The 13,566-nt window shown below is 74.0% G+C and carries 11 protein-coding genes; 7 read left to right on the top strand and 4 right to left on the bottom strand.

Going from position 1 to position 13,566, the window contains the following annotated elements; genetic code table 11:
* Positions 1–164 precede the first annotated feature (164 nt).
* From leuA to ACRYM6_RS02095, 4 genes are all read left to right on the top strand, one after another.
* Positions 165–1,865 (top strand): 2-isopropylmalate synthase, encoded by a 1,701-nt coding sequence (gene leuA / locus ACRYM6_RS02110; RefSeq protein ID WP_432541003.1) that lies wholly within the window; start codon positions 165–167, stop codon positions 1,863–1,865.
* 172 nt (positions 1,866–2,037) lie between these two features.
* On the top strand, positions 2,038–3,600 hold the full coding sequence (locus ACRYM6_RS02105; RefSeq protein WP_432540799.1) for a GGDEF domain-containing protein: 1,563 nt from the start codon (positions 2,038–2,040) through the stop codon (positions 3,598–3,600).
* A 54-nt stretch (positions 3,601–3,654) separates the two neighbouring features.
* A complete protein-coding gene (gene recO, locus ACRYM6_RS02100) occupies positions 3,655–4,440 on the top strand; it encodes a DNA repair protein RecO (protein WP_432540798.1) in 786 nt (261 codons plus the stop codon).
* Between the two features lie 41 nt (positions 4,441–4,481).
* Positions 4,482–5,573 carry a serine hydrolase domain-containing protein gene (locus ACRYM6_RS02095; protein WP_432540797.1) on the top strand — a complete coding sequence of 364 codons (1,092 nt, stop codon included), beginning with the start codon at positions 4,482–4,484 and terminating at the stop codon, positions 5,571–5,573.
* On the opposite strand, the gene ACRYM6_RS02090 is transcribed toward ACRYM6_RS02095, so the two are convergent.
* On the bottom strand, positions 5,561–6,106 hold the full coding sequence (locus ACRYM6_RS02090; RefSeq protein ID WP_432540796.1) for a histidine phosphatase family protein: 546 nt from the start codon (positions 6,104–6,106) through the stop codon (positions 5,561–5,563). The two genes, ACRYM6_RS02095 and ACRYM6_RS02090, sit on opposite strands and share 13 nt — an antisense overlap.
* Positions 6,107–6,163: 57 nt before the next feature.
* Between ACRYM6_RS02090 and ACRYM6_RS02085 the strand changes: the two genes are divergently transcribed.
* Entirely contained in the window at positions 6,164–6,985 is an 822-nt protein-coding gene (locus ACRYM6_RS02085) for an isoprenyl transferase (RefSeq protein ID WP_432540795.1), read from the top strand.
* A gap of 44 nt (positions 6,986–7,029) precedes the next feature.
* Here the strand turns inward: ACRYM6_RS02085 and ppc are convergent, their stop codons facing one another.
* Positions 7,030–9,885, bottom strand: a complete 2,856-nt coding sequence (gene ppc / locus ACRYM6_RS02080) for a phosphoenolpyruvate carboxylase (RefSeq protein WP_432540793.1) — start codon at positions 9,883–9,885, stop codon at positions 7,030–7,032.
* Positions 9,886–10,062: 177 nt separating this feature from the next.
* Positions 10,063–10,341 carry an HU family DNA-binding protein gene (locus ACRYM6_RS02075; protein ID WP_432514097.1) on the bottom strand — a complete coding sequence of 93 codons (279 nt, stop codon included), beginning with the start codon at positions 10,339–10,341 and terminating at the stop codon, positions 10,063–10,065.
* Between the two features lie 148 nt (positions 10,342–10,489).
* Between ACRYM6_RS02075 and ACRYM6_RS02070 the strand changes: the two genes are divergently transcribed.
* On the top strand, positions 10,490–11,536 hold the full coding sequence (locus ACRYM6_RS02070; protein ID WP_432540791.1) for a GTP-binding protein: 1,047 nt from the start codon (positions 10,490–10,492) through the stop codon (positions 11,534–11,536).
* A gap of 15 nt (positions 11,537–11,551) precedes the next feature.
* Here the strand turns inward: ACRYM6_RS02070 and ACRYM6_RS02065 are convergent, their stop codons facing one another.
* Entirely contained in the window at positions 11,552–11,953 is a 402-nt protein-coding gene (locus ACRYM6_RS02065; RefSeq protein ID WP_432540790.1) for a Fur family transcriptional regulator, read from the bottom strand.
* Positions 11,954–12,145: 192 nt separating this feature from the next.
* On the opposite strand from ACRYM6_RS02065, the gene ACRYM6_RS02060 reads away from it, so the two are divergent.
* The gene (locus tag ACRYM6_RS02060) at positions 12,146–13,528 is read left to right on the top strand and encodes a glycine--tRNA ligase (RefSeq protein WP_432540788.1); all 1,383 of its coding nucleotides are present in this window, start codon (positions 12,146–12,148) and stop codon (positions 13,526–13,528) included.
* The last annotated feature ends 38 nt before the right edge of the window (positions 13,529–13,566 follow it).

The raw sequence follows: 13,566 nt of genomic DNA, 5'->3' as shown, positions 1-13,566 counted from the left end.
GGGTACGGTGGCGGCGTGGCTCGTCTGGAGAACCTCCTCCTTCGTCGCCGCGGCGGGGCCAGCTAGGCCGGTCTCCCCGTCGCGGGACCTCGTCGTGCGTGCCGGCCGCCACACCGACCCGCTCACGAGGAGATGACGTGGACAACCCCCAGACCGCCAGCCCGATGCCGTTCCACAAGTACCTGCCGTTCCACGAGCAGATCACCGTGGACCTGCCCGACCGCACCTGGCCGACCAAGCGCATCGAGAAGGCGCCCCGCTGGTGCGCGGTCGACCTGCGCGACGGTAACCAGGCCCTCATCGACCCGATGAACTCCGAGCGCAAGCTGCGGATGTTCACCCTGCTGGTGCAGATGGGCTACAAGGACATCGAGGTCGGGTTCCCCTCGGCCTCCCAGACGGACTTCGACTTCGTCCGCACCCTGATCGAGAACGACCTCATCCCCGACGACGTGCGCATCCAGGTGCTGACCCAGGCCCGCGAGCACCTCATCGAGCGCACCTACGAGTCGCTGCGCGGGGCGAAGCAGGCGATCGTCCACCTGTACAACTCCACCTCGGTGCTGCAGCGGCGCGTGGTCTTCGGCTCCGACGAGGACGGCATCGTCGACCTGGCGCTGCAGGGCGCGCGGCTGTGCCGGAAGTTCGAGGAGACCATCCCCGAGACGACCGTCTACTACGAGTACAGCCCCGAGTCGTACACCGGCACCGAGCTGGAGTTCGCCGCCCGCATCTGCAACGCGGTCCTCGAGGTGTTCGAGCCGACCGCCGAGCGCAACGTCATCGTGAACCTGCCCGCCACCGTCGAGATGGCGACCCCGAACGTCTACGCCGACTCGATCGAGTGGATGTCGCGGCACCTGGACCACCGCGAGCACGTGATCCTGTCCCTGCACCCGCACAACGACCGCGGGACCGGCGTCGCGGCCGCCGAGCTGGGCTACCTGGCCGGGGCGGACCGCATCGAGGGCTGCCTGTTCGGCAACGGCGAGCGCACCGGCAACGTGGACCTGGTGACGCTGGGGATGAACCTGTTCAGCCAGGGCATCGACCCGCAGATCGACTTCTCCGACATCGACCACGTGCGGCGCACCGTCGAGCACTGCAACCAGCTGCCCGTCGGCGAGCGCGTCCCCTACGGCGGCGACCTCGTCTTCACCGCGTTCTCCGGCTCGCACCAGGACGCCATCAAGAAGGGCCTGGAGGCGATGGAGCGCGACGCCGCCGCCGCCGGGAAGACCGTCGACGAGATCCCGTGGGCGGTGCCGTACCTGCCGATCGACCCCAAGGACGTGGGCCGTTCCTACGAGGCCGTGATCCGGGTGAACTCCCAGTCCGGCAAGGGCGGGGTCGCGTACCTGCTGAAGGCCGAGCACCAGCTGGACCTGCCGCGGCGCCTGCAGATCGAGTTCTCCCGCGTCATCCAGGAGCGCACCGACGCCCAGGGCGGGGAGGTGTCCTCGAAGCAGATCTTCGAGGTGTTCTCCGACGAGTACCTGCCCTCCCCGACGGGCACCCCGGAGTGGGGCCGGTTCGCGCTGCGCGGCACCCGCTCGGTGAGCGTGGTGGACGGGGCGGACACCCTGGAGGTCGACCTCTGGGACGCCGGCGCGGTGAGCACCGTGCAGGGCACCGGCAACGGCCCCATCGCGGCGTTCTGCTCGGCGCTGGGGGAGCAGGGCGTCGACGTGCGCGTCCTGGACTACGCCGAGCACGCGCTGTCCGCCGGTGGCGACGCGCAGGCCGCGGCCTACGTGGAGTGCGCCGTCGACGGCCGCGTCCTGTGGGGCGTGGGGATCGACCACAACATCACCACCGCCTCCCTGAAGGCGATCGTCTCGGCGGTCAACCGCGCCCGGCGCTGACCCCTCCCCGGACCGGGCCTCGCCCCGTGATCATGGACGGTGTACCGTCCGTGATCACGGGGCGAGCGCGTTCCCGCCGATCTCGCCTCCCGATGTGCAGTGCGGACCGTTAAGATCAGTCACCACCTGTGATCGCAGCGGGGGGTGGGTGTCGGGACGAAGGGGGTTGGACGTGGGCACGCAGCTCGAGGCCGTCGGACCGTTCGGACCGTTCGACGCCCTCGCCGAGTGGTCCCACAAGCTCTACCTCGACGGCTACGGCGAACGCGCCATCGACGTCAGCCGCGAAGCCCTCGCCTTCTGCGAGGCCGCCGGCGACGAGCGCACCGCCCGCTACCTGCAGTTCATCTGCGGGGTCGCCCTCCACCAGCTCGGCCGCGCCGCCGAGGCCAGCGAGGAGGCCGGCCGGCTGCTGCGCCGCCTCGGCCCCGGCGCCGACCCCGTCTGGCGCGCCAAGGCCCTCGCCCTGCTCGCCGAGTCCCGCGTCGACCTCGGCATGACCGCCCTGGCCATGGACCACCTCGCCGAGGGCCAGCTCATCGTCTCCGCCCAGCCCATCCGCACCTACGACCACCTCTCGGCGACCATGTCGGTGGCGCTCGCCCTCAACGCCCTCGCCCTGTTCGAACCGGCCGACGAGCTCATGGTGCAGATGCTCGCCCTCACCTTCCCGCCCGCCCGCGTCCAGCTCAACGTCGCGCAGGAAGCCGCCGTCCTGCAGGTGTCCTGGGGTTCCATGCTCGAGGTCGCCGGACGCCGCGAGGAGGCGTGGCCGCACTACACCGTCGCCCTCAGCCGCGCCGCGCTCATGCGCACCCTCGCCGCCCGGGCCGACTACCCCGAGATGCACGCCCGCGCCGAGGCCATCGAGGCGTTCGTCCTGCAGCGCACCGGCGAGACCGAGCTCGCCCAGGGCCGCCTGCGGCCCGCCATGGAGGCCTTCCGGCTGCGCGAGGAGCTGGCCGAGACCCAAATCGCCCGCATCGCCCTGGCCATGGCGACCTCCGACGCCGGCGACCGCACCGGCGCCGCCGACCTGCTCACCGCCGTGCAGCGCGTCTCCTCCGCCACCCAGCTCGACGTGTGGGGGCTGACCGCGCTCGCCGTCCGCGCCCGCAACGCCGTCCTGCACGACGGGCGCAGCGAGGCCGCCGACGCCCTCGAACTGCTCGCCCAGGTCTCGCTGGCCCGGCTCTGGGAGGACCGCGAGAGCCGCTTCGAGGCGCTGCAGGACCGCATCCGGCAGCGCGCGATGGCCGAGCAGCACGAACGCCTCGGCCGAGCCTCCCTGGTCGACCCCCTGACCGGGGTCGGCAACCGCCGCCGGCTGCAGCAGCTCCTCGAACGCCCCGACCAGCGCTTCAGCGCCGTCCTGCTCGACGTCGACCGCTTCCGCGCCGTCAACGAGGAGCACGGGCCCGAGGTCGGCGACGCCGTCCTGCGCCGCATCGCGGACCTGGTGCAGCGCAACGTCGCCGACGACGACACCGTCGTCCGCTACGGCGCCGACGAGTTCGTCGTGCTCGTCCCCGACGGCCACGGGGCCGGCGCGACGGCCGAGAAGCTGCTCGAGGTCGTGCGCAAGGAGCCGTGGCTGGAGACCTCGCTCGGGCTGCGGGTCACCGTGTCGGTGGGCCTGGCCGGGCCCGCCCCGGCCGCCGAGGCCGTCGCCGCCGCCGACCGGGCCGCGCTGGAGGCCCAGCGCTCCGGCCGCGACCGGCTCGTCACCGCCTGAGCCGGGCCGGCCCGGGCGGGGGGTCGTGTCGGTGCCGGCGGCTACGGTGGAGCGGTGACTGGCCGGTCGAGGGGTTCGAGCATCGGGGGAGCCAAGAGCTACCGGGACGAGGCCGTGGTCCTGCGCACCACCAAGCTCGGCGAGGCCGACCGCATCGTCTCGCTGCTGACCCGCCACCACGGCCGCGTCCGCGCCGTCGCCAAGGGCGTGCGGCGCACCTCCTCCCGCTTCGGGGCCCGCCTGGAACCGTTCACCTGCGTCGACGTCCAGCTGCACCGCGGCCGCTCCCTCGACACCGTCACCCAGGTCGACGTCCTCGCCCCCTACGGGCAGGTCCTGGCCACCGACTACGGCCTCTACACCGTCGGGCACGCCCTCCTGGAGACCGCCGAGCGCTTCACCGAGGTCGAGCGGGAGAACGCCACCCAGCAGTACCTGCTGCTCGTCGGGGCGCTGCGCACGCTCTCGCGCCGCGAGCACGACGGTCCGTTGGTCCTCGACGCCTTCCTGCTGCGGTCCCTGGCGGTCGCCGGGTACGCCGCGAGCTTCGCCGACTGCGCCCGCTGCTCCGAACCCGGCCCGCACAGCTCCTTCAACGTCGCCGCCGGGGGAGCCGTCTGCTCCTCGTGCCGGCCCCCCGGGTCGGCCGCCCCGGACCCCCGCACGCTCGCGCTGCTCGCCGCGCTGCTCAGCGGGGACTGGTCGGTCGCCGAGGAGGCCGAGGAGCGCTGCCGCCGCGAGGGCAGCGGCCTGGTCGCGGCGTTCCTGCAGTGGCACCTCGAACGCGGCATCCGCTCCCTGCAGCACGTCGAGCGCGCGGAACCCCTCACCGCCCGCTGAGCCGGGCGATGAGTCCGGCGGCCCCGCCGGGTCGTCAGGGGGTGCTGACCGACCTGCTGCACCACCACGTGGCCGCCGGGACCGTCGCGGGGGCCGTCGCCCTCCTCGAGCGCGACGGGACCCGGGAGGTCGCGGCCGCCGGGGTCGCCGACCTCGCCTCCGGGCGGCCCGTGACGCCCGCGACCGTCTTCCGCTGGGCCTCCCTCACCAAACCCGTCACGGCGGCCGCCGCGATGACGTTCGTCCAGGACGGCGCGCTCGGCCTCGGCGACCCCGTCGAGCGGTGGCTGCCGGAGCTGCGCGACGTGCGCGTCCTGCGTGACCCCGACGCCGACCTGCGCGACACCGTCGCGCCGCAGCGGCCGATCACCGTCGAGGACGTCCTGGTCTCCTGCACCGGCTGGGGGTTCCCGTCCCGGTTCGACGGCGCGTGGGTCGAGGCCCTGTCCCGGTGGCAGACCGGCCTGGAGATCACCCGGCTGCCGCCGCCGCCGGAGTGGACCGCGGGGCTGGCCACCGTTCCGCTGCGCCACCAGCCGGGCACCACGTACCTCTACGGCACCAGCTACGACCTGCTCGGCGTCCTGCTCGCCCGGGTCGCCGGGCGGCCGCTGCCCGACGTCGTCGCCGACCGGGTCACCGGCCCGCTCGGCATGCGCGACACCGGGTTCGCCGTCCGCGCCGACCAGCGCGACCGGTTCTGCGCCGCGTACCGGGCCACCCCCGCCGGGCTGGAGCTGTTCGACGGCGTCGACGGCCGGTGGAGCGCCCCGCCGCGCTTCCCCTCCGGCGGCGGCGGCCTGGTCGGCACCCTGGGGGACCAGGCCGCGTTCGCGCGGGAGCTGCACGGCGGCGGGCGGGTGCTGAGCCCGGAGTCGCTGCAGCGCATGACGACCGACCAGCTCGGGCCGGAGCGGGCCGGGGAGGGGCAGCTGTTCCTCGACGGCCACGGCTGGGGGTTCGGCGGGTCCGTCGACCCCGCCACCGGCCGCTACGGGTGGGTCGGCGGGACGGGCACCAGCGCCCACGTCACCCCGGCGACGGGCGCCACCGCGGTCCTGCTCACCCAGACGGTCCTGGACTCACCGGTGCCGCCGGCGTTCCTGGACGACTTCGCCGCCTACGCCTGCTGAGGTTCGCGCACCAGGCGCCACGCGTCGCCGGCGCCCTCCACCACGACCGAGGAGGCGTTCGCCATGCGGGGCAGCTCGACCCCGGCCAGGCCCTCGACCGTGGCGCGCAGGAACGTGCCGTGCGCGACCACGACCAGCGGGACGTCGCCGTGCTCGGCGCGGATCCGGCGCAGCGCCCCCGCGCCCCGGGCGGTCAGCTCGGGCCACGGTTCCTGCCCCGGTCGCTCGCCGTCGGGGTACCGGGCCAGCAGGTCCGCGGCGTCGCCGCCCTCGGCCTCGCCGAAGTCCCGCTCGACCAGGTCGTCGTGCGGGGGCAGCAGCTCCAGGCCCAGGTGGTCGGCGACGATCTGCGCCGTCTCGCGCGCCCGGGACAGCGGCGAGGACGTGATCGCGGCCCAGCCCTGCCCGGCGAGCTGAGCGGCCAGGGCCAGCGCCTGCGCACGGCCGGTGTCGTTGAGCGGGACGTCGGTGCGTCCCTGCAGGCGTCCGTCGCGGTTCCAGTCGGTCTGGCCGTGCCGGACCAGTGCCGTCACCGGGAGGGGTTCGTGGGGGTGCACCGGCGCATCGTCTCACCTGGCACCCTGGGCACCGTGCCAGGACTCCGCCGCGCCAGCCGTCTGCCCGAACCCCGGGAGGTCGTCGCCCCGCCGCCGCACCCCTCCGGCGCGCGGCCGCCGCAGCTGCCGGCGGAACTGGTCCCCCGGCACGTCGCGATCGTCATGGACGGCAACGGCCGCTGGGCCAACCAGCGCGGCCTGTCGCGCATCGAGGGTCACAAGATGGGGGAGGCGTCGCTGCTCGACGTCGTCGCCGGCGCCGTCGAGATCGGCGTCACGCACGTGTCGGCGTACGCGTTCTCCACCGAGAACTGGCGCCGCAGCCCCGAGGAGGTCAAGTTCCTCATGGGGTTCAACCGCGACGTGATCCGCCGCCGCCGCGACGTCATGAACTCCTGGGGCGTCCGCGTCCGCTGGGCGGGCCGCCGTCCCCGCCTGTGGCGCAGCGTGATCAACGAGCTGGAGGCGGCCGAGGAACTCACCCGGGACAACACCGTCTGCACCCTGACGATGTGCGTGAACTACGGCGGCCGGGCCGAGATCGCCGACGCCGCCCGCGCGCTGGCCCAGGACGTCGCGGCGGGGAAGGTGAACCCCGACCGCGTCGACGAGAAGGTCCTGGCCCGCTACCTCGACGAACCCGACATGCCCGACGTGGACCTGTTCTGGCGCTCCTCCGGCGAGCAGCGGACGTCGGGTTTCCTGCCCTGGCAGTCGACCTACGCGGAGATGGTGTTCTCCGACGTGCTGTGGCCCGACGTGGACCGGCGGGCGCTGTGGGCGGCGATCGAGACGTACGCGACCCGGAACCGGCGGTACGGCGGTGCGCTCGACACCCCCACCACCTCCTCCTGAGGACCGCCCGGGTCCGGGTCGAGGACCCGGACCCGGGCGGGGGCTCAGCCGGTGTTGCGCATCCCGGCGGCGATCCCGTTGATCGTCAGCAGCAGCGCGCGACGCAGCGCCGGGTCGACGTCCTCCCCGCTGGCCCGCGAGCGGCCCAGCAGCGAGACCTGCAGCGCGTGCAGCGGGGCGAGGTAGGCGTCGCGCAGCTCCAGGGTCCGGCGCAGGACCGGCGCGGTCTCCAGCAGCTCCTCCTGCCCGGTCAGCCACAGCACCTGCTCCACCGTGCGGGCGTGCTCGGCGCGGATCGTCTCGAACGCGCCCCGGGACTCGGGGGCGACGAGCTCCTCGACGTAGTGCGCGGCGATGCCCAGGTCCGTCTTGGCCAGGGTCATCTGCACGTTGGAGATGAAGCTGCGGAAGAACGCCCACTCGGCGACCATCGCGCGCAGGTCGTCCTCGTGACCGGCGGCGCGCGCCGCGGCCAGCCCCGAGCCCACCCCGAACCAGCCGGGGACGTTGATGCGGCTCTGGGTCCAGCCGAACACCCACGGGATGGCCCGCAGGTCCTCCAGCCCGCCGGTGCCGCCGGGGCGGCGCGCCGGGCGGGACCCGATGTTGAGGTTGCCCAGCTCCTCGACCGGGGTGGCCGAGAGGAAGAACGGCACCAGGCCCGGGTCGCGGACCAGCGCCCGGTACGCCTCCTGGCCCTTGGCGGCCACGACGGACATCGTCTCGTCCCAGCCGTCGAGGACCTCCCCGGACTGCAGCGGGGTCCGGTGCACCGTGGAGGCCTCCAGCGCCGCCGAGAGGGCGACCTCCAGGTTGTGCCGGGCCAGCCGCGGCTGGACGTACTTGTCGGAGATCACCTCACCCTGCTCGGTGACCTTGATGGGGCCGTCCAGCGTCCCGTACGGCTGGGCCAGGATCGCCTCGCCGGTGGGGCCGCCGCCGCGCCCGACGGACCCGCCGCGGCCGTGGAACAGGCGCAGCGTCACCCCGTGCCGGCGGGCGACGTCGCGCAGCGCGCGCTGGGCGCGGTGGATCTGCCAGCGCGAGGCGGCGATCCCGGCGTCCTTGGAGGAGTCGGAGTAGCCGAGCATGATCTCCTGCACGTCACCGCGGGCGGCCACCACGCGGCGGTAGGAGGGGTCGGAGAGCAACCCCTCCAGCAGCTCCTCGGCGTTCTCCAGCTCCGTGACGGTCTCGAACAGCGGCGCGAACCCGATGCGGGCGACGTCGTGCGCGCCGTCGGTGTCGGCCAGGTCGACCAGGCCCACCTCGCGGGCCAGCACGACGACGGCGAACAGGTCGTCGATGCCCTTGGTCATGGAGACGATGTAGGTCTCGATGACGTCGTCGCCGTAGCGGTCCAGCGAGTCGCGGATCGTGGAGAACAGCTGCACGACCTTCGCGGGGGTGCCCGTCAGGGTCCGCGCCGCGGCCCCGATGAGGGGGCGGTGCCCGGTCAGCTCCTTGGACAGCAGCTTCGTGCGGGCGGTGCGGTCCAGGTCGGCGTACGGGGTGATGAGCTCCCCGAGCCGGTCGTAGATCGCGGCGAGGGCGGTGTGGTGCTTGCCGGCGTCCTCGCGCACGTCCAGGGTCGCCAGGCTGAAGCCGACGGCGCGGACCACGCGCAGCAGCCGGGCCACCGCCCCGTCGGCGACGAGGTCGCCCTCGTTGGCGCGCAGGGAGTCCTGCAGCATCCGGATCTCGGCGGTGAACTGCTCGACGTTCGCGTAGTCGCGGCCCTCGACGTGCTCGGCGCCGCTGTGCAGCCGCGCGCGGGTGCCCTCGAGGCGGGCCAGGACGTAGGACAGCTTGAAGCGGTACGGCTCCTCGCCGTTGAGGTGGGCGCGGGCCGCGCGCACCTCGGGCAGGGCCTGGGCGTCGGCCTCCAGGGAGGCCAGCAGCTCGGGGGAGAACCCGACGATCTGGGTGGAGGCGGCCAGCTCGGTCATGAGGTCGCGGGTGGCGGCGGTCAGCACGTCCAGGGCCGCGTCGTGCTGCATGGCCAGGACCTCGGCGGTCACCTCGGGGGTGACGTTCGGGTTGCCGTCGCGGTCACCGCCGACCCAGTTGCCGAAGCGCAGCGGCTGGGCGTCGGCGGGCAGGTCGAGGTCGAGGTCGGCCAGGCCGACGGCGAGGTCCTCGAGCAGGTCGGGCAGGACGGTGGAGGTGAGGTTGCGCAGGTAGTGCAGCGCGGAGCGGGCCTCGTCGGCCGGCCGCGGGCGCAGGACGCGCAGCTCGTCGGTCTGCCACAGCTCGTCGACGAGCTCGGCGAGCCGGCGCTGGCCGCGCCGGGCGTCCAGCGGCCGCTGGGAGGAGTCCTCGGAGGCCTGCACGATCGTGGTGATGCGCAGCAGCAGGTCCAGGACCGAGCGGCGGCTGGACTCGGTGGGGTGCGCGGTGAACACCGGGCGCAGCTGCAGGCGGCCGAGGATCTCCCGGGCGGTGTCGCGGTCCAGGTCGCCGGACCCCAGGGCCGCGGCGAGCCGCTCCAGGGCCCCGTCCAGGCCGCCGCCGGTGGAGGCCCGCGACAGCTCCAGGCCGCGGTGCAGCTGCTCGGAGGCGTTGGCGAGCTGGAAGTAGGCGGTGAAGGCGCGGGCCAGGTTGATGGCGGTCGCGTCGTCGACGCCGGACAGCAGCTGGGCCAGCTCGGCGCCGTCGTCGGGGCGGCGGGCCAGGGCGCGGACCTGCTCGACGAGGTCGAGCAGCTCGCGGCCCTCGTGGCGGGTCAGGGACTCCCCGAGGAGCTCGCCGAGCTTGCGGACCGAGGCCCGCAGCGCCGCGTGGCCCTCGTCGGAGGACACCCCGTCGACCGTCATGACGTCCTGCGCGCGGGCCGGGACCTCCTGGGGACCGGGTGCCGCGGGCGCACCTCGGAGTTGCTCGTCGGTCTGTGCGCTCATTCGACGCCTCGCCTCCCTGCCGGGTGCCCGGGCGTCGACGCTGACTCCGTGTGCACGTGCTGACTGCTTCCTCTGTGGCCATTGTCACAGCACCGCTCGCGGGCGAGCGGCGGGGGCAGTCTGACGCGTCCGCCCTCCGATGCGAAACCGGAGGGCGGACGGGGGGAGGCGGGAGCCTCAGCTCCCGTTCGCGGCGGCCTTGAGCTTGGAGCCGGCGGTGAGCTTGGCGCCGAAGGACGCGGCGATCTCCATGGTCTCGCCCGTGCGGGGGTTGCGGCCGGTGCGGGCGGCCCGCTCGACGCGCTCGACGGTCAGCAGACCGGGGAGCTTGACGGCCTCGCCCTTGCTCACGGCCTCGACGAGCACGTCGCCGAAGGCGTTGAGGACGGAGTCGGTGTCGGACTGAGTCAGACCGGCGCGCTGGGCGACGGCGGTGACCAGTTCGGAGCGGTTCACGGTTTCTCCCGTTGTCTCGAAGACGGTGGTTGGGGTCTGACGTTACCCGTGGTCACGGCTCGTCCCCGGCACGTGGCGGGCGTCGGGGCGCGTCGAGGCGTCTGCTACGGTCGGCATTCTGAGAATGAATCTCAACAAGGAGTGCTCCGTGGGACTTCCCGTGACCGTCCTGACGTCGATGGACCCCGTGCTGCGCGACAGCGCCACCGCCGCCGCCCTCTGGGGCGAGCCCGGCACCGCCCTGCTGCGCTACGACCTGCTGCCCGGCGCGCTGCACCGCCTGGTCACCGAGTTCGGCGGCGTCGTGGAGGACGTCACGGTCCCGCTCGAGCACGCCTGCCTGGGCTGCGCGCTGCGCGAGGACGTCCTGCCCACCGTGGCGGCGATCGCCCGCAGCGGCCGCTTCACCCGCCTCGTGCTGGCCCTGCCCGTCGCCGCCGAGCCGCTGGCCGCCCTGCAGGCCCTCGCCCACGGCGTCGACGGCGGCGACGACCTCGCCGACCTCGTCACCGTCGGCGGCGTCGTGTCGGTCGTCGGCGGCCCCGGGCTGCTGGACGACCTCCTGGGCGACGAGCTGCTCGCCGACGGCGACCGGGCCGTCGGGGAGGTCCTGGCCCACCAGCTCGACGAGGCCGACCTCGTCCTGGTCGACGGGACCCTGCCGCAGCGCTCCGCCGTCCTGCTCGACCACGTCACCGCGCCCGGCTGCACCGTGGCCGACCTGCTCGCCGCCGACGCCGCCGACCTGCTCGCCCCGCGTCGGGTGGCCACGGCGGAACCGCTGCGCCGCAGCGACCTGCGCGCCGTGCGGCCCAGCGGGGCGGGGGACCGGCTGGGGGTGTTCACCCTCGACCTGCGCACCCCGGCGCCGCTGCACCCGCAGCGGCTGCTCGACGAGATCGAGGCCGTCGGGGCCGGCCGGCTGCGCGCCCGCGGCGTGTTCTGGGTCCCCTCCCGGCCCGACGTCGCGTGCGCCTGGGACGGCGCCGGCGGGCAGCTCAGCATCGGCGCCATCGGGCAGTGGGACACCCCGGGCGGGGAACGGCCGCGCACGCGGCTGGTGGTCACCGGAGTCGACGAGGGCGACGCCGAGCGCGTCAGCGCCGCCTTCGCGCGGATCCTCGCCACCCCGGCCGAGACGCGCGGGTGGACCGCGCGGGAGGACGGCCTCGAGCCCTGGCTGGGCGACCGCTGAGCCCCGCCGGGGCGGTCAGGCGCGCGCCGAGCAGTCCGCGCAGACGCCGAAGACCTCCACGACGTGCTGGACGGCCGTGAAGCCGTGCTCGGAACCCACGCGCCGGGCCCACGCCTCGACCTGCGGCCCCTCGACCTCCACCGTCGCCCCGCACCGGCGGCAGACCAGGTGGTGGTGGTGACCGGTGCTGCACCGGCGGTAGACGGCCTCGCCGCCGTCGTCGGTGCGCAGGACGTCGACGTCGCCGTCCTCGGCGAGCACCTGCAGCGCCCGGTAGACCGTCGCCAGCCCCACGTTCTCGCCCCGCTCGCGCAGCCGCGCGTGCAGGTCCTGCGCGGACAGGAAGGCGTCGGCCTCGTCGAGGGCGGCCGAGACGGCCGAGCGCTGGCGGGTGGATCGACGGGCCGGGACCGACACGACGACTCCTCCTCCTCAGGTCGGCCCGGGACGGGCCCGGGCGGTCAGGACACCCTACGTCCGGCGATCGGCGTGGGCCGAACGGATGCGGCCGGTCGACGCCGGTGCTCGCTCAGCGCGTAACCTCGTGCCCGCGTCCGCCGACCCTGCGCGGGCGCACCGCCGACACCCAGCCGGACAGGAGACCCCAGCGTGGCCGCATCCCGCCTCGACGCCGTCATCAACCTCGCCAAGCGGCGGGGGTTCGTGTTCCCGTCGGGGGAGATCTACGGCGGCACCCGCTCCGCCTGGGACTACGGACCCCTCGGCGTGGAGCTGAAGGAGAACATCAAGCGCCAGTGGTGGCGCACGATGGTCTCCACCCGCGAGGACGTCGTCGGCCTGGACTCCTCCGTCATCCTGCCCCGCCGCGTGTGGGAGGCCTCCGGCCACGTCGCCGTCTTCACCGACCCGCTGGTGGAGTCGCTGCAGACGCACAAGCGCTACCGCGCCGACCACCTCCTGGAGGCCTACGAGGCCAAGCACGGGCACCCGCCCGTCAACGGCCTGGCCGACGTGCCCGACCCCGACACCGGCGTCCGCGGCCAGTGGACCGAGCCGCGCGACTTCTCCGGCCTCATGAAGACCTACCTCGGCGCGGTCGACAACGAGGAGGGGCTGCACTACCTGCGCCCCGAGACCGCCCAGGGCATCTTCGTGAACTTCGCGAACGTCATGGGCTCGGCCCGCAAGAAGCCGCCGTTCGGCATCGGCCAGATCGGCAAGAGCTTCCGCAACGAGATCACCCCCGGCAACTTCATCTTCCGCACCCGCGAGTTCGAGCAGATGGAGATGGAGTTCTTCGTCGAGCCCGGCACCGACGAGGAGTGGCACCAGTACTGGCTCGACGAGCGCATGTCCTGGTACACCGGGCTGGGCATCGACCCGGGCAACCTGCGCTTCTACGAGCACGCGGCCGAGAAGCTGTCGCACTACTCCAAGCGGACCGTCGACATCGAGTACCGGTTCGGGTTCCAGGGCTCGGAGTGGGGCGAGCTCGAGGGCATCGCCAACCGCACCGACTACGACCTCACCACCCACTCCAAGGAGTCCGGGGTCGACCTGTCCTACTTCGACCAGACCAAGGGCGAGCGCTGGGTGCCCTACGTCATCGAGCCCGCGGCCGGCCTGACCCGCTCGCTCATGGCGTTCCTCGTCGACGCCTACACCGAGGACGAGGCGCCGAACACCAAGGGCGGCGTCGACAAGCGCACCGTGCTGCGCCTGGACCACCGGCTCGCCCCCGTCAAGGCCGCGGTGTTCCCGCTGTCGCGCAACGAGCAGCTCTCGCCCAAGGCCAAGGACCTGGCCGCCGAGCTGCGCAAGCACTGGAACGTGGAGTTCGACGACGCCGGCGCCATCGGCCGCCGGTACCGCCGCCACGACGAGGTCGGCACGCCGTACTGCATCACGGTCGACTTCGACACCCTGGAGGACCAGGCCGTGACGATCCGCGAGCGCGACACCATGGCGCAGGAGCGCGTCGGGCTGTCCCAGGTCACACAGTGGCTCGGGGCGCGCCTGCTCGGCGCCTGAGCCCCACCGTCCCGCGGCCGCCCGCCCCTCGCGAGGGG

It is taken from the genome of Kineococcus rugosus (assembly GCF_050871975.1).
Lineage (GTDB): Bacteria > Actinomycetota > Actinomycetes > Actinomycetales > Kineococcaceae > Kineococcus.
This window is presented reverse-complemented; position numbering and strand designations above follow the sequence as displayed.